Annotated in this window: 13 protein-coding genes and 1 pseudogene; 13 read left to right on the top strand and 1 reads right to left on the bottom strand. The window is 58.3% G+C overall.

Going from position 1 to position 16,021, the window contains the following annotated elements; all coding sequences use genetic code 11:
• The 3 genes from ENZ74_RS05170 to ENZ74_RS05160 all read left to right on the top strand — a co-directional run.
• Positions 1-834: cation:dicarboxylase symporter family transporter (locus tag ENZ74_RS05170; protein WP_127312684.1), on the top strand; the 834-nt coding region annotated here is incomplete at its 5' end.
• Between the two features lie 275 nt (positions 835-1,109).
• Positions 1,110-2,171, top strand: a complete 1,062-nt coding sequence (locus tag ENZ74_RS05165; RefSeq protein ID WP_051695606.1) for a LacI family DNA-binding transcriptional regulator — start codon at positions 1,110-1,112, stop codon at positions 2,169-2,171.
• Between the two features lie 164 nt (positions 2,172-2,335).
• Positions 2,336-3,139 (top strand): TIM barrel protein, encoded by an 804-nt coding sequence (locus tag ENZ74_RS05160; RefSeq protein ID WP_063169395.1) that lies wholly within the window; start codon positions 2,336-2,338, stop codon positions 3,137-3,139.
• Positions 3,140-3,187: 48 nt separating this feature from the next.
• Here the strand turns inward: ENZ74_RS05160 and ENZ74_RS05155 are convergent, their stop codons facing one another.
• Positions 3,188-4,105, bottom strand: coding sequence for a LysR family transcriptional regulator (locus ENZ74_RS05155; protein ID WP_063170390.1), 918 nt, complete (start codon positions 4,103-4,105; stop codon positions 3,188-3,190).
• A 701-nt stretch (positions 4,106-4,806) separates the two neighbouring features.
• Between ENZ74_RS05155 and ENZ74_RS05150 the strand changes: the two are divergent.
• The 10 genes and pseudogenes from ENZ74_RS05150 to ENZ74_RS05105 form a co-directional block, all read left to right on the top strand.
• Positions 4,807-6,030, top strand: a pseudogene (locus ENZ74_RS05150) (IS110 family transposase).
• A gap of 1,218 nt (positions 6,031-7,248) precedes the next feature.
• Positions 7,249-7,530, top strand: coding sequence for an acyl carrier protein (locus ENZ74_RS05145; RefSeq protein WP_029356603.1), 282 nt, complete (start codon positions 7,249-7,251; stop codon positions 7,528-7,530).
• Positions 7,531-8,739, top strand: coding sequence for a beta-ketoacyl-[acyl-carrier-protein] synthase family protein (locus ENZ74_RS05140; RefSeq protein ID WP_063169402.1), 1,209 nt, complete (start codon positions 7,531-7,533; stop codon positions 8,737-8,739).
• Positions 8,740-9,592: 853 nt separating this feature from the next.
• Complete coding sequence (locus tag ENZ74_RS05135) at positions 9,593-10,183, top strand: NodA family N-acyltransferase (RefSeq protein ID WP_063169401.1); 591 nt, start codon at positions 9,593-9,595, stop codon at positions 10,181-10,183.
• Positions 10,180-10,839 (top strand): chitooligosaccharide deacetylase NodB, encoded by a 660-nt coding sequence (nodB, locus tag ENZ74_RS05130; protein WP_063169400.1) that lies wholly within the window; start codon positions 10,180-10,182, stop codon positions 10,837-10,839. The genes ENZ74_RS05135 and nodB overlap by 4 nt, the downstream gene beginning before the upstream one ends.
• A gap of 15 nt (positions 10,840-10,854) precedes the next feature.
• On the top strand, positions 10,855-12,180 hold the full coding sequence (nodC, locus tag ENZ74_RS05125) for a chitooligosaccharide synthase NodC (RefSeq protein ID WP_063169399.1): 1,326 nt from the start codon (positions 10,855-10,857) through the stop codon (positions 12,178-12,180).
• Between the two features lie 261 nt (positions 12,181-12,441).
• Positions 12,442-13,356 (top strand): nodulation factor ABC transporter ATP-binding protein NodI, encoded by a 915-nt coding sequence (nodI, locus tag ENZ74_RS05120; RefSeq protein ID WP_024505873.1) that lies wholly within the window; start codon positions 12,442-12,444, stop codon positions 13,354-13,356.
• 3 nt (positions 13,357-13,359) lie between these two features.
• Positions 13,360-14,148, top strand: a complete 789-nt coding sequence (locus ENZ74_RS05115; protein ID WP_063169398.1) for an ABC transporter permease — start codon at positions 13,360-13,362, stop codon at positions 14,146-14,148.
• A gap of 283 nt (positions 14,149-14,431) precedes the next feature.
• Positions 14,432-15,193 carry a sulfotransferase domain-containing protein gene (locus tag ENZ74_RS05110; protein WP_063169397.1) on the top strand — a complete coding sequence of 254 codons (762 nt, stop codon included), beginning with the start codon at positions 14,432-14,434 and terminating at the stop codon, positions 15,191-15,193.
• A 389-nt stretch (positions 15,194-15,582) separates the two neighbouring features.
• Positions 15,583-16,021: cation:dicarboxylase symporter family transporter (locus tag ENZ74_RS05105; protein ID WP_127312683.1), on the top strand; the 439-nt coding region annotated here is incomplete at its 3' end.

The following is a 16,021-nucleotide window of genomic DNA, read 5'->3' as shown; positions in this document are numbered from 1 at the left end:
TCGATTGCCAGTGCCTTCGCGGAAGGCGACATCCTGCAAGTCCTGTTCTTCTCGGTCCTGTTCGGCATTGCTTTGGCGATGACCGGAGAGACGAGCAGGCCGGTCGTTACCTTTCTCCAGGCGCTTACCGCCCCCATTTTTAAGCTCGTCGGCATTCTGATGAAGGCTGCACCCATCGGCGCCTTCGGCGCAATGGCCTTTACGATCGGCAAATACGGAATCGGTTCGGTGGCCAACCTCGCGATACTGGTCGCGACGTTCTATCTTACCGCCTTCCTCTTCGTGTTCGGGGTTCTCGGCGCGGTCTGCCGCTACAACGGCTTCTCGATCTTTTCTCTCGTCCGCTACATCAAGGACGAGCTGCTGCTTGTCCTGGCAACGTCCTCCTCGGAGGCCGCGCTGCCCTCGCTAATGGAGAAGATGGAGAAGGCCGGCGCCGCCCGTTCGGTCGTAAGTCTCGTCATCCCTACTGGATACTCATTCAATCTGGACGGTACCAATATCTACATGACGATCGCCGCCCTCTTCATCGCCCAGGCGACGAACACAGATTTGTCAATTGCCGATCAGATCCTCCTGCTGCTAATTGCGATGCTTTCCTCGAAGGGTGCGGCAGGCGTCACCGGCGCCGGCTTCATCACATTGGCCGCTACTCTCTCTGTCGTGCCGAGTGTTCCCGTTGCCGGAATGGCTCTAATTCTTGGCGTGGACCGCTTCATGTCGGAATGCCGCGCGCTGACGAATTTAGTCGGTAATGCGGTGGCATCGCTCGTTGTCGCTCGCTGGGAAGGCGAATTGGACCAGTCACGGATGGAAACCGCTTTCCGCGGTTAGGGTTACATCAAACTGGCTCCCCGCAAGCAAGATCGCAACAGCGCGACGTGTAAGTAGCGGCCTTGACACAACAGTCGAATTGCCAGCCTCCAAAGAGCGCTGGAAATAGAGTACTAACGCAGTGAGTAATACAACACCATGAAGCCCCTAAGCAAACGAACGGTTCACGGAGACTCATCTGGGTGCGCATGGAGCGCTGTTCGTCGAATGCGCTATCCGCGGGGTGGGGGAACTATTTCAGCTTGCCGCCCCAAGCCGTCGCGGGAGCGCACCGGATGATGGAGGACCGGCCGATCAGAATCGCTAGGGGAAAGCGCGTCACAATAGCCGATCTCGCCCGCGAAGCCGGAGTCAGCGTAGCAACAGTCGATCGGGTTCTGAACGTCCGCCTTCCGGTGCGAGAGGAGACCGCCCAGCGGGTCCATGCGGCCGCGCACGCGATCGGCTATCATGCTGCCGGTCTCATCAAACAGCGCTTGCAGCAGCACCTGCCGCACTACAAGCTGGGCTTCATCTTGAGAAAACCTACCCACGATTTCTACCAAGATTTCGCTCGCAAGATCGAAGAGTCGGTCAGTATGGCTAAATCCTTCCACGGCCTTCCGATCATCGAGTTCGCGCAGTCACATTTGCCGCGTGACCTGCTCCCGCTTCTTAAGGACCTTGGGAGCCGCTGCCAGGCGATCGCCATGGTGGCGGCCGATCACCCGAAAATCACAGCATCAGTCGAGGAGCTCAAGGCGAAAGGTATCCCGGTATTTTCGCTGCTATCCGACTTCGCCGATGGCGTGCGCGAGGGCTACATCGGCCTCAACAACAGCAAGGTCGGACGGACTGCCGCTTGGGTGTTTTCCAAGGCCGCAAAACGGCCCGGCAAGGTGGCGGTGTTTGTCGGAAGCCATCGCTTCCAGGCGCATGCGACGCGGGAAACGGCCTTTCGTGCGTATTTTCGTGAGAACGCGCCAAAATTCGAGGTGCTTGATGCGCTCGTGAACCTTGATGAACGGCAGCTCACTTACGAAAAATTGCTGGATCTTATGCAGCGGGAACCAGAGCTCGTCGGCTTCTATATGGCCGGCGGGGGGATAGAGGGGGCAATTTCCGCGCTCCGAGAAGAGGGGAGCGGTCAGGATCTCGTCGCGATCGTGAGTGAAATGACGCCGCAGTCACGTGGGGCGCTTGCGGATGACATCTTGACGATGGCGGTCGGCACGCCAATGCGCCGACTTTGCCAGGAGCTGATAATGGCAATGGAGCGGGCCATCAAAGCCGGCGTCGCGGAGAGCCCGGGGCAGACATTTCTGCCGTTCGACATTTATCTTCCGGAAAATATTTGACCTTGATGGATTTCTATCATGAGCGCCCATTTTCCTTTCACCGATGAAAGGAAAGCTCGATTGACTCGGCCGTCTCTGTCCGATCTGTGAACCGGCGTGGTTCCGTCTTGAAAGAAGCCGGATGCCGAAATGGCAGCCGCGCTTCATGGAAGGAAAGTCAAGCAATGCGCCAGGTATCGCCCCGCTTTGCACTCGATCACATGGCGGCGCCCCGCCTTGACGTCAGTGCGCTTTTCGCGCTTGCCCGTGACCAAGGCCTGACCGACGTCCAAATCCGTTACCCTCATTTCAGCAATCCTGTCGCACGCGGCATTCCGGCTGCGGACGTTCGGTTGGCCGCTACCGAAGCGGGCGTCACGATCATCTCTGTCAACGCCTTGCAGCGGTTCAACGACTGGACTCCAACGCGTCAGGCCGAGGCAAGCAACCTCGCCGATTATGCGACGGCGTGCGGGGCGGAGACGCTCGTGTTGGTGCCGGCCAACCGCAGCTCGTGGCCCACCAATAGCGAGCGCCAGGACAATCTTCGTTTCGCTCTAAACGAGATCAAGCCAATCCTCCAGTCGCGGGGTCTGATCGGTCTCATCGAGCCGCTGGGTTTCCGAACCTGCTCGCTTCGATCAAAGAAGGAAGCGGCCGAGGCCGTTGCCGCGGTTGATGGCCAGTCCGTCTTTCGCCTCGTGCACGACACGTTCCACCACACCCTGGCCGGGGAGACATGCCTGTTCTGCGAGCTTACCGGCCTGGTGCACATTTCAAGCGTAAACGACCCGACCTTCTGGATTTACCCCGATCGCTTTCTTGCAGGTTCCGACAATGGCAGCCAGATTCAGGCGCTGCTGGATGGCGGCTACGCGGGACCTTTCTCATTCGAGCTGGTCGAGGAAGTCCATTCTCTGGACGATCTCGCAGGCGCACTTGCCGCCAGCATCGACTTTATCCGGCGAGGGCTATTGTCGTCAAAGTAGATGGTGACAGGAGTAGTGACTATAGGTGCGCCTGAATTTTCCGTGGGTTCACAGCGGGGCAGCCATCCGAGATGCCTCCTGTATCATTATCTCCCGCATCCAGATGCTTGCCGGATCGCTATTGTGGAGGGCCGGCCATTGGAGGGTCTCGGTGAATGTGGGAAATGGCAGCGGAAGTTCGATAACCCGCAGGGGGAACGTTTTTTCGAAATGCCTGACCAGCCGTAAGGGCATGGTCGCTATACGAGCTGTGCCGGACACCATAGGTGGAATCATGCTGAAGCCCTGCACGGCGACCTCGACACGTCTCTTAAGGCCATGCTCAAGCAAAAACCATTCCTCGATAGACGGCTTCATCGTACGCCCGAACCTGACCGCGACGTGCCTCATCGACATGTATCTCTCGAATGTAAGCTGCTGTGGCAGCTGCTTGTTTGTGGGACAGCCTACGCACACGAGCTTCTCGTCAAACAGCGCAACGCTTGAATGCACACTCGACGTGAACATATCCGGTAGAATTAGAAAATCGACGTCACCGCGCCGGAGAAGCTCATCGGGGCTATCGTCGACAGGCAGCAGTTCGAAGCTGACGGCGGGGGCTTCCCGTGAAATACGCTCCACAAGCTTTTCGAAAAACACGAGCGTGACGAAATCGGAAAGAATGATCCTGAAGAGGCGATCGGCTCGAGCTGGGTCAAACGGATCCGAAGAAATAATCGAGCACTGGATGTGCTGGAGAGCGTCGCGAACTGCGGGGGCAAATGCTGCCGCACGCGGGGTTAGAAATCTTTCGCGACCTCTTATCGTAAACAGTTCATCGCGGAAATAATCGCGCAGTCGGGCGACGGCCGCACTCATGGCGGGCTGACTCAGGTTAATCCTGCGTGCCGCCGCCGAGAGATTACGCTCCGTCAGGAGTGCGTCGAGCACAACGAGGAGATTTAGATCAAGTCCTTTGAAACGCATGTCATCAGCCATCCATGGGATGGATGCCTTTAACCGAAACAAACGACTTTAACAATTTAGCATTCTTGCAATCTTTTGTCGCAAAAAGTTTATGATGGATGACGTTAAGGTCCGACATATGAGCCGCGTGATCTGCCGAAGCGAGCAATCGTTCGTACTGTGCAGGTCAGAGATTGGCAGTTTGAAACGCCGGGCCGATGGCGCCGGTCTATCAACCAGCGTCTTCGGCGGCCCCGACCTAGCTAGGCGTGGAACCTAATAGGGTGCACCTTTCCAGTCCGAGGCGACTGATGGGCGGTTTGATCCTAAGCTGCCGTGAGGCCTGTGCCAATTGTATCGGCGAGCCAATGCAGCAGTCCGGCAGCGTTTTTGAGAGCTGTTGTAGGCTCGGCCTAAGCCCATTGGCGCAAGCCTATCTGAACGAAGCGCTTGGCCTTGCCGCTATCCGGTATGTGATCTGTGGTGCCTTCTCGTCCTGCTGTTCTTGTTTTGGAACGCCCTTATGGTGAGCCCATCCGGGACGTGGGGCACCGGGAGCACAAAGGTGCAGGCAGGCCGTCAATAGACCGTGGGCTGAGAGCCCGAGCTCGTTACATGGCCGCCCCTCGCGACTTTCCCGGATGCGCTGCGAGCGCGGATCAGTAGATGTCGTGTTGCCCGCCAGCTCCCGTCTTTGACCGAGCCAAGAAGGAGGAACGGGCATGCTTATCATCGGACTGGATATTCACCGCGCCTTCGCCGAAGCAGTGGCATGGGAGGAGGGCAGGCTCAGGCGACTCGGCCGCGTCGACATGCGGCGCGATCTGCTGGCGGCGTTCGCCGCGAAGCTGTCGCCGAACGATGTCGGGGTGATCGAGGCCACCGGCAACGCGACGTCCGCTGCAGCTGTGGTTGCGCCGCATGTGAAGAAGGTGGGGATCGCCAAGCCGAAACAGGTGTTTATCGTTGCCTATGCCAAGATCAAAACGACGATCGACGCCGACGTTCTTGCGCAGCTCTATGCCAGCGGCTTCTTGCCAGAAGTCTGGATTGCGGACGAGCCGACGCAGGCTCTGCGTCGACAGGTGACACGGCGCAATCAGATTGTCCGACAGAGATCTCGATTGAAGAGCGTCATCCAGTCGATCCTTCATAGCCACCTGATCCGTCCTGCCCGCATGCTGACCTGTGCGGCGCCAAGGGTCGGACCTGGTTAATCGAGCAGGTCGTACCGCAGGACGAGCGCCTCGCGATCGATGGGCATCTGCGCGAGTTCGACCGATTGGGCGAAGACCTCCAGGTCATCGAACGCGATCTTGTCCGCTCGGCTCTCGAGGATGAAGGCGTGAAGCGGCTGATGACCATTCCCGGCGTCGACATCACCGTCGCGCTGGCGATGAAGGGCGGCGATCGGCGACGTGTCGCGCTTCGACGATCCGCAGAAGCTCGTGACCTATCTCGGGTTGAACCCAAGCGTCCAGCAGTCCGGCCAGGTCCGGCCTACCATGGGCGGATCACCAAGCAGGGCCGTGGTCATGCGCGCGGCATGCTCGTCGAGGCGGCCTGGGCGGCCGCTCGTGCTCCCGGACCGTTGCGAGCCTTCTCCCTGCGGCGTGCGAGCCCGGCGCGGACAGCATGTCGCGGCCGTGGCAACCGCACGCAAACTCTCTGTCGTGATCTGTCATCTGTTGAGAAGGGCGAGAGTTACGCGTGGGCTCGACCCTCCCTGCATGCCAAGAAGCTTGCGCGATGTGGAACTCAAGGCCGGGAGCAAGGCTGTGCGCGGCCAAAAGGGAGCGCACGCCTACAACATAAAGAGCCACCGGGAAGAAGAGCGCCGCTGGGTGGAGCAGGCCGAGGGCGCCTATGCACGCCTCGTCGCCGGTTGGAACCCACGAGGTCCGAAGAGGGTAGGCACGGATGCCGCAAACGAGGCGCGACGATAGAAGCTGCGCGGCAGGGCTCTCATCTCGGACCCTGCTCTTCGCCACGCGGTCGTCCGTGCGCGACAGGAGAATAGCGCAGATTTATCAAAAAGGCTCTTGTCGATCACATCAGTGGTCTTGGGCGCTGTACGGCCGGGTGAAGACTTTGCAGGTGGCCCGGAAAGCGTTTGACCTGCAGCGAAGCAATTGTCGTCATTACGCGCTCGACCCGGGCGCCCAGCTTGGCATAAGGGCTACGTGGCCTCAGGAAGCGTCGTCGCCAATGCAGACCATGGACGAATTCCCAGCCGATGCCGAGATGCCGGTCGACCGTGCCTGTCGCCGTCCGGTGATGCGATGCCCCCGAGCGGATGAGTTCGCCCCGGATGCTCCCGGTCACGACGCACGGGTTCGGGTTCCAAGGCGCTCAGTTTTGTTCGCGCCCAATCGGTGTAGGACGCGGCAGAAATACGAGCGTGACGAAATCGGAAAGAATGATCCTGAAGCGGCGATTCGGTAGAGCCGGGTCAAACTATCCGACGAAATAAACGATCACTGGATGGGCGGGGGAGCGTCGCAAACTGGAGGGCAAGAGCTCCCGGACGCAGCGTTAAGTTTGAATACCTCCGCGGACATGGTCGCGAGCTTATCGCGCAAATAAATCGAGCAGCCGAGCGCCGGCCGCACTCATGACCGGCTGGGCTCGGTTAATCCTGCATGCCGCGCCCATGAGGTTACTTGTCCGGAGTGCGTCGAGCACAACGAGGAGATGTAGTTCACGATCTTTGAAAAGCGTGGTCAACCATCCAAAGTGTGGATGCCTTTCATCGAAACAAACGATTTCATCAATGTTCTGGAATCCTGCATGGGCAGAAGCACCTGATGGACACCGATGCCCCCACTGCCTCATGGCGTGGCGAGCGTCTTAAGAAACCGCCCGAAAGGAGATTTTTCATGCGCTCTACCGGGCAGTGGAGTGCTGGGAAAGGGAGTTGCAACTGACCGGCCATGTCAAACTGTCCGACTTCTTCCGAGCCTATGGACAGACCGGGAGACGCGCACGTGTAGCGGCTCACATCGTCATACTGCACCTACGCCACACACCGGCCGGACCTGATCCGGCTTTATGAGCATTGGGCTTTGTCAGTTGCCCAAGCGTGATGGCTTTCGCGACGCGGCGCGCCTCAGGAACTGAGCCGCGTCCAGGTCGAAACGCGGGAAAGAAAGACAGGAAACAGAATGGCCGATCAATTCGCAACGGACGTCATTGCCCTGATCAAGAAACGCGCCGAGTCGGAGAGCGGTGAGGGAATGCCTGCGTCATTCGTCGGCGAGATAACAATCGCCACGGAACTGGACGCGCTCGGGTTCGATTCGCTGGGTTTGGCGGACGTCCTCTGGGATGTGGAGCAGGCCTACGGCATCAAGATCGACATGAACACGGCCGATGCCTGGTCCAATCTCAAGAATGTCGGCGACGTCGTGGAAGCCGTCCGCGGCTTGCTTGCGAAGGAGGCTTGAATGGACAGGCGCGTCGTTATCACCGGAGTGGGCGGCCTGTGCGGACTGGGCACCGAGGCCGCCTCTATGTGGAAAGAGATGCGCGAAGGCCGCTCCGCCATCGGCCCGATCGCCAATTCCGAGCTTCATGACCTGGAGGGCATGACCGGCGCTGAGATCAAGGCGCTGCCCCAGCACGACATCAACCGGGGGCATCTCATCTCCATGGACCGCTTCAGCTTGCTCGCCGTGCTTGCAGCGCGCGAAGCCATGCGGCAGGCCGGACTTTCCTGCGACGAGGGGAATGCCCATCGCTTCGGCGCGACAGTGGGCGTCGGATTTACCGGTTCGTACGCAACAGAACAAACTTACCGCTCACTGCTTTTGGGTAGCGCAATCCGTGCTGAACTCTTCACTGGAGTAAAGGTGATGCCCAGCGCCGCTTCCGTCCATCTTAGCTTGAGCCTCGGCTTGCGCGGGCCGGTCTTCGGGGTGACCTCCGCATGTGCCTCGGCCAACCATGCGATCGCCTCGGCGGTGGACCAGATCAAGCTGGGCCGGGCCGACGTAATGGTTTCCGGGGGCAGCGACGCACCCTTCGCATGGGGCGTGCTGAAAGCATGGGAAGCAATGCGCGTGCTTTCACCCGATACCTGCCGGCCCTTCTCCGCCGATAGGAAGGGCCTGGTGCTGGGCGAGGGTGCGGGCATGGCCGTGCTGGAAAGCTACGAGCATGCCACGAGGCGTGGTGCCACAATTCTTGCCGAGATCGCCGGCGTCGGCCTTTCCGCCGATGCCTTCCACATTGCCGCGCCATCTGTCGAGGGGCCAGCGTCGGCGATGCGCGCCTGCCTTGCCGATGCCGGGCTGAATGCCGAGGACGTCGACTACCTCAACGCGCACGGCACCGGTACCAAGAGCAATGATCAGACTGAAACGGCGGCGATCAAGCGTGTGTTTGGAAACCACGCTTATTCGATGTCCATCTCTTCCACCAAGTCCACGCACGCGCATTGCCTCGGCGCAGCGAGCGCGCTTGAAATGATCGCCTGCGTGATGGCAATCCAAGAGGACGTCGTGCCGCCGACCGCCAACTATCGCGAGCCAGATCCCGCTTGCGACCTCGACATCACACCCAATGTGCCGCGGGAGCGCAAGGTGCGCGTCGCCATGAGCAACGCCTTCGCCATGGGCGGTACGAACGCAGTTCTGGCATTCAGGCAGGTGTAGAAGCCATGCAAGACGCCTCATTTGAGGTCACCTGTCGTATCTAGCTGCTTGCCGGACCACTATGTAAAGCGAGCGCTATTGGCTGCCTCTGCGATGCGGGAATTGGCAGCGGACGTCTCTCGATCAAACAGGCATCTTGCTTGTAGAATTCTTTTAATCGTGAAGCGGCGCGAGTGCGCTATCCGTTGAGGTGAGCAAGGCCGGCGCCCTGGGTGAGCGCTGGTGTCGGGTGGTGGAAAGTACAGGGGGAGCTGTGTGGCCCCTCTTTCTCGGCCTCGACGATGTGCGAAGGAGCCTGCGCGGCGAACGGGCCAACGCCCCAGGCTCAGAACCTGGGCGAACCTAACTCCCGCCAAAGGACAGCCCAGAGCTGGATACACGAAAGAGATACTGAACCCGCGAATCAGATTCTGATCAATCGTCGTGTCTGAGCTCCACTCGGCTCTTACGGAGATAATCGCGCGGCCCGGCAACGGCCGCGCGTGCCGCGGGCGTGAGCTTTGCGCTTCGTCAGAAGTGCCTCGAGCGTGACGACGATAATTGACCAGCCATATGGAACGCATTCGCCCAGTTATCCAAAGCGTGGATACCTTTCATCTAAACAAAGGATTTTACCGTTTTTGCTGCAGGTCCCATAGAAGCGCTTCAAGTTGGAAAGATAGGTAGTTCCGATGGTTGCGTTGGATCTGAGGAGCATCATCTGGTGTGCGGGGCGTACAAAGTCAGTCGCATCTGCATTGCGGCTTGGTCTTTCGGCGGTCCCCACAAGTTACGCCCCGTTGGCGCGACGCCAATTATTTAATCAATGCTTGGACATTTATCTCAACCAGACAGCTACAAGGTGAGGTCTTCCATGCGTCCGAATGTCGAGTGGAAGTTGTGCTGGGAAAATGAGCTGCAACTGGCCGACCATGTCGAACTCTCCGACTTTTTTCGAAAGACCTATGGACGGACTGGCGCCTTCAACGCGGAGCCATTCGAAGGCGGCCGCAGTTGGGCCGGCGCGAGGCCGGAATTCCGCGCAATCGGCTACGACGCGCATGGGGTAGCGGCTCACATCGGCATGCTGCGGCGCTTCATCAAAGTTGGCGAGGTCGACTTGATCGTCGCTGAATTGGGCCTGTACGCGGTTCGTCCGGATCTTGAAGGGCTCGGAATCGGTTTTTCGATGCGCGTGGCGTACCCAGTGCTCCATCAGTTGGGTGTTCCATTCGCTTTCGGCACGGTTCGGCACGCGCTGCGAAACCATGTCGAAAGATTCTGCAGAGCCGGCCTCGCGAACATTGTGTCGGGCGTTCGCGTACGGTCGACCCGTCCAGATGTGCATCCCGACCTGCCGCCCACGCGCCTGGAAGACGTACTCGTGTTGGTTTCGCCGATCGGACGCTCGATGGACGAGTGGCCGTCTGGTACCCTGATCGACCGGAACGGTCCGGAACTATGAAGCCTCTGGACTACATATGCGAAGGGCAGAGTGACAATGCCGATCGCATTGCAGAGCGCAGCGTCTATCTGACGTTTGACGACGGTCCCAATTCATTTTTCACACCGCAGATACTCAATGTGCTGGCGCAACATCAGGTGCCGGCGACCTTCTTCGTTGTTGGGGCCTACGCGGCCGACGAGCCGGAACTCGTTCGCCGAATTATTACAGACGGCCACGGTATAGCCAACCACACGATGACTCATCCGGACCTAGCTAAATGCGGGTCCGTCGAAGTCGACTGCCAGATAGTTGAGGCAAACAGAGTCATAGGGATGGCTTGCCCGCAGGCCATGGTTCGGTACTTTCGTGCACCCTATGGCATCTGGACCGAAGAAGTAATCGCTGCATTAGCGGGTGAGGCATTGGCGCCCGTCCATTGGTCCATTGATCCACGCGACTGGTCTCGCCCCGGCGTTGACGCCATCGTCGACAGAGTGCTCGCCGATATCCGGCCGGGCGCAATCGTGCTGTTGCACGACGGGTGCGCTCCCGACGAATTGCAACCAGGCAATCAAGCCAGTCTGCGCGACCAGACGGTGACAGCGTTGTCACGCCTAATTCCAGAATTGCACGGCCGCGGATTTGTAATCCGATCACTTCCTCAACATCCCTGAACAAACAGAGATCCTATGGACCTTCTCACCACAGCCAGTACTGTTGCCGTTTCGTCTTATGCGGTGCTCTCGACTGTTTACAGAGGCATGCAAGCGGTCTACTCCCAACCGGAAAATGTTACGCCGCCGTCGGAAAGCTTGTTCGGATCCGACCGTTGGCCGAGCGTGGATGTCATTATCCCCTGCTACAATGAGGACCCGCGCACACTCGCGGCGTGTTTAGCTTCCATTGCAAATCAAGATTACTCCGGAACATTTCAGGTCTATCTGGTTGACGACGGTTCTGGAAATCGTAATGCCGTCATCCCGGTACATCACGCCTACGAGGGCGACCCGAGATTCAATTTCATTCTGCTCCGCGAAAATGTTGGCAAACGCAAGGCGCAGATCGCCGCCATCCGCCGCTCATCTGGAGATTTCGTGCTCAGCGTCGACTCTGACACGACACTTGCGTCCGACGTCATCACGAAGCTTGCAGTAAAAATGCGGGATTCCATGGTCGGAGCGGCCATGGGCCAGCTGACGGCATACAACCGCAGCGACACTTGGTTGACCCGATTGATCGATATGGAATACTGGCTGGCTTGCAATGAGGAGCGCGCGGCGCAAGGTCGCTTTGGTGCGGTCATGTGCTGCTGCGGCCCATGTGCAATGTACCGCCGGTCTTGTCTCCTTTCTCTGCTGGATCAATACGAGACGCAGCTGTTCAGGGGGAAACCAAGCGACTTCGGTGAAGACCGTCATCTTACGATCCTCATGCTGAAAGCAGGCTTTCGAACCGAGTACGTTCCAGGTGCCGTCGCGGCGACAGTCGTTCCGGACAAGATGGGACCTTATTTGCGCCAACAACTCCGCTGGGCACGAAGCACTTTCCGGGACACGATGCTTGCGCGAGGTCTACTGCGTGGCCTGGATCGCTATCTAACTTTGGATGTGATGGGAGAGAATCTCGGCCCATTGTTGCTCGGCATCGCGGTAGTAACGGCGCTCGGTGAGTTACTATTTTCACATACAGTAAATTGGTGGACGGTGCTGGCTATTGTCACGATGACCATAATCAGATCTACGGTGTTATCTTTCCGCACTCGGCAGCTTCGATTCATCGGCTATTCAATGCACGCGTTAATCAGGATATTCCTGTTGATCCCCTTGAAGGCTTACGCCCTGTGTACATTGAGCAATAGCGATTGGCTGTCGCGTAAAAGTGTTCCCCTGCCCAACAGCAGCACAAAGGAAATCACAAGCGCGATGCCGCTTGGCGGAGCAAATGCTGCGGGCAATTCTGGAATTGCGGAGTCACTTCATACTGCAGATCTTTCGCTCACAGCTAGTGAAGTCTGACGGCCTTGCAGCGCCGAGTGACCGAGTAAGTTGTGTCAGTCGACACGGGGTGAAGCTTGTCGAGTTACCTATGGTCAGAACGGGGACTATGTGGAAGCGACACGTGGCATCTTGACGTTATTCTTTGGCGGAAGCGATACACACGTCGCTCCGGCCGCGACTTTCCAAAGGTGTCATCTCAAGGCGGTGGCCTGCTCTGAACCAGAATTCGCAAGTAAGCTGCCGGTGGCCAATCGGACTCATTCCGCTTGAGATAGACGCATGTCCAATGTAGCAATCGACCTTACCGGCGTAACCAAATTATTCGGAAACAAGCTCGTTGTGGACGGGCTGTCCTTCACCGTTGCATCGGGAGAGTGCTTCGGTCTGCTGGGGCCTAACGGCGCAGGCAAGAGCACGATTGCGCGTATGCTCCTCGGTATGACCCGGCCTGACGCGGGTGATATAACAGTCCTCGGTCTACCAGTGCCGGCACGCAGCCGCTTGGCCCGCAAGGGCATAGGCGTGGTCCCGCAGTTCGACAATCTCGACCTGGAATTTACGGTACGTGAGAACCTGTTGGTGTTCGGGCGCTACTTCGGCATGAGTACAAGAGAGATCAACGCCGTCATCCCACGGCTGCTCGAGTTCGCTCGCCTTGAGAGCAAGGCGGATTCACGTGTCGGCCTGCTATCCGGCGGGATGAAGCGGCGCCTGACGCTGGCACGTGCTCTGATCAACGACCCCCAGTTGCTTGTGATGGATGAGCCCACGACCGGCCTCGACCCGCATGCCCGCCATCTGATCTGGGAGCGACTTCGTTTCCTGCTGGCGAGCGGAAAAACGATCATTTTGACCACCCATTTCATGGAAGAGGCTGAGCGGCTTTGTGATCGGCTGTGTGTTCTCGAGCGGGGACGCAAGATCGCCGAGGGCAGTCCTCATGCGCTGATCGACGAGTACATTGGGTGCAACGTGATCGAGATCTTCGGCGGTAATCCACAGGAGCTGATTTCGCTGATCAGACCGTACGTTCAGCGTGTCGAGGTAAGCGGCGAGACGCTCTTTTGCTATGCGCCTGAGCCGGAGGATGTGCGCATCCAGCTTCGCGGTCGAGCGGGTCTGCGTATTCTAGAGCGTCCACCCAGTCTGGAGGACGTTTTCTTGCGGTTAACCGGACGTGAGATGGAGAAGTGAGCAATGGGTGAACGTTTTGCGGCCGCTCTACCCGCCAACGCCTGGAACTGGATGGCGGTGTGGCGCCGCAATCATCTGGCATGGAAGAAGGTGGCATTTGCTTCAATGCTCGGCACCCTTGCTGATCCGATGATTTACCTTTTCGGGCTCGGCACTGGCCTTGGACTGTTGGTAGGCCGCATCGAAGGTGCATCCTACATCGCCTTTCTGGCAGCCGGCATGGTTGCGACGAGCGCGATGACAGCATCAACCTTCGAAACAATTTACGCGGTTTTCGGTCGAATGCGCGATCAGGGCACTTGGGAAGCAATCCTGCACACACAACTTACCCTCGGCGACATCGTTCTCGGTGAATTGACCTGGGCAGCCACAAAGGCTTTTCTGGCCGGTACGACAATTGCGATTGTTGCGGCCGCGCTAGGTTATGCCGCGTGGACGTCGGTTCTCTACGTGCTACCGGTCGTCGCTCTCACCGGATTCGCCTTTGCGAGCCTGGCCATGCTCGTCATCGCGCTCGCGCCCAGTTATCACTATTTTATTTTCTATCAGACGCTTGTCATCACACCCATGCTGTTCCTTTCGGGCGCGGTTTTTCCAGTCGGCCAATTGCCAGGAGTGTTTCAGCAGATTGCGGCCTTCTCGCCCCTGGCGAATTCTATCGAGCTAATCCGTCCGGTGATGCTCGGCCGCCTGGGCGACAATGTAGGGCTGCATATAGGCGCACTTTGCATGTTCGCTGTATTGCCTTTTTTTCTGTCGGCTGGACTGTTTCATCGACGACTAATGCGTTGACGCTTGCTTACACCCATTAACCAGAAGGAGGTCCGCAATGCCGGATGCAAACTGCCCACAGCGGCCCGGAGGCATGCGTATGCTAGGAATCGCGAGTGGTACAACGCCGAAGCCGGGCGCCACCCAGCCGCTGCAGGCACCCGCCCAGCTTCGCGACCACACCTCGAAGAACAGGCTGGATGGTGAGGCGCGGACCCACCCGGAGCGTTCAATCGATAGCAGCCAAGCTTCTTGTGCGCGTCCACAGACCGTCGCGGCCATTATTTAGTTGGATACACATGCAATGACCCACAACGAAGCAACTCTTGAGCCTTTTGTGATCCTTGCTATGCCAAGGACCGGAACACACTATTTAGAAGAATTGCTAAACGAGCATCCGACCGTTTTGAGTAACGGTGAGTTGCTAAACGAATATGATCCCAATTGGCCCAGCACTGATCGCCTGCTAGGCACGGATCGCGAGCTTCTTGAGCTTGCCTATGTGCGCTGCCCTATGCGCGACTACAAGAATGTGACGCATCTTGGATGCAAGATCAATGAACCTCAGTTTCGCGAGCGTCCCGCATTCTTTGCGGAACTGGCTCGTTGGCCAGCACTCAAGGTCATCCTTGTTGTTCGCCGAAACGTATTGGAATCGCTCCGATCCTTTGTGCAGGCCAGGGAAAGCGGTCACTGGCTGAAGTTCAGCTGGGACAACGATACCGCTCGGCCACCGAGCGTCAGGTTGTCAATCGCCGACTGTGAGGCTTATTTCAAAGCCGCCGACGATTTTCACGCTCGCGTTATGGACTCCTTCACGTCGACCAACCTGCTTGTAATGGAATACGAGAGCCTACTTCACGAACCTGCCCAATGCCTGGGAGCGGTTTGGGATTTCCTGGGCGTTCCAGCGCTTGAGCCATCAGATAACGCCATCCTGCAGCGCCAGGAAACGCGACCGCTGGATCAAACGGTGGAGAACTTTGACGAGTTGCGGATTCACTTCGCACGGGGACCTTATTCAAGATTTTTTGACCTCGGAGATTCAATGCGCTCCTACGCTTAATCGCTTGTACCGCGTGCTCTGATGGGCGTGTAGGATATCCTGCAGTTTGCGCGCATTCCGTCGCAAAACTGACAAACCAAAGTCACCAAGACGACAGAGATATCGGCCGGCAGTCGATCTGCGGCAGACATCAAAGACACGGCCGCAAGGCGACCTGGTCAATTCCCTCTCTGGCGAAGCACTTCTTCAGACGCGATCTTTGGCGAGCCTTGAGTGCAAATTCCGGCAAAGGTGGAGGGTTCCAGTGCGCAACCCGCACCAATCTCGCTGGACGGGACAGGCCTCCAGTTGGCACGGCGCTTGCTCCGAGATGACAGCAGCGCTCGACCGGAGCGCAGCATGGGAGAAGGAGGAGCCCCCACCCCGATCCGGTCAGGGAGAGAGAAACGGTGTTGGTTCCAAGAGTCCCCCGCGCGATCGCAGCGCCCCGCAAGCCCCATTTTGCCCGGACCTACGTGCAGGTGCTTGCCGCCATAGTCCTGGGAGCCGCAATTGGCTACCTCTATCCGGAAACCGGCCAGAGCCTGAAGCCGCTCGGCGATGCCTTCATCAAAGTCGTCAAGATGATTATCGCACCTGTCATCTTCCTGACAATTGCGACCGGCATTGCCGGCATGAGCGATCTGCAGAAGGTCGGCCGAGTTGCCGCCAAGGCGATGGTTTATTTCCTCACCTTCTCGACACTTGCACTCGTTGTCGGACTGATTGTCGCGAATATCGTTCAACCTGGCGCCGGCCTCAACATCGATCCGGCCTCGCTCGATGTCCAAGCCGTTAAGGGCTATGTGGCCACGGCTCACGAGCAGTCCGTGACCAGCTTCCTGATGA

It is taken from the genome of Mesorhizobium sp. M7A.F.Ca.CA.002.15.2.1 (assembly GCF_003998715.1).
GTDB lineage: Bacteria > Pseudomonadota > Alphaproteobacteria > Rhizobiales > Rhizobiaceae > Mesorhizobium > Mesorhizobium ciceri.
Note: the sequence above shows the minus strand (reverse complement) of the source record. Positions and strands in the feature narration are given on the sequence as shown.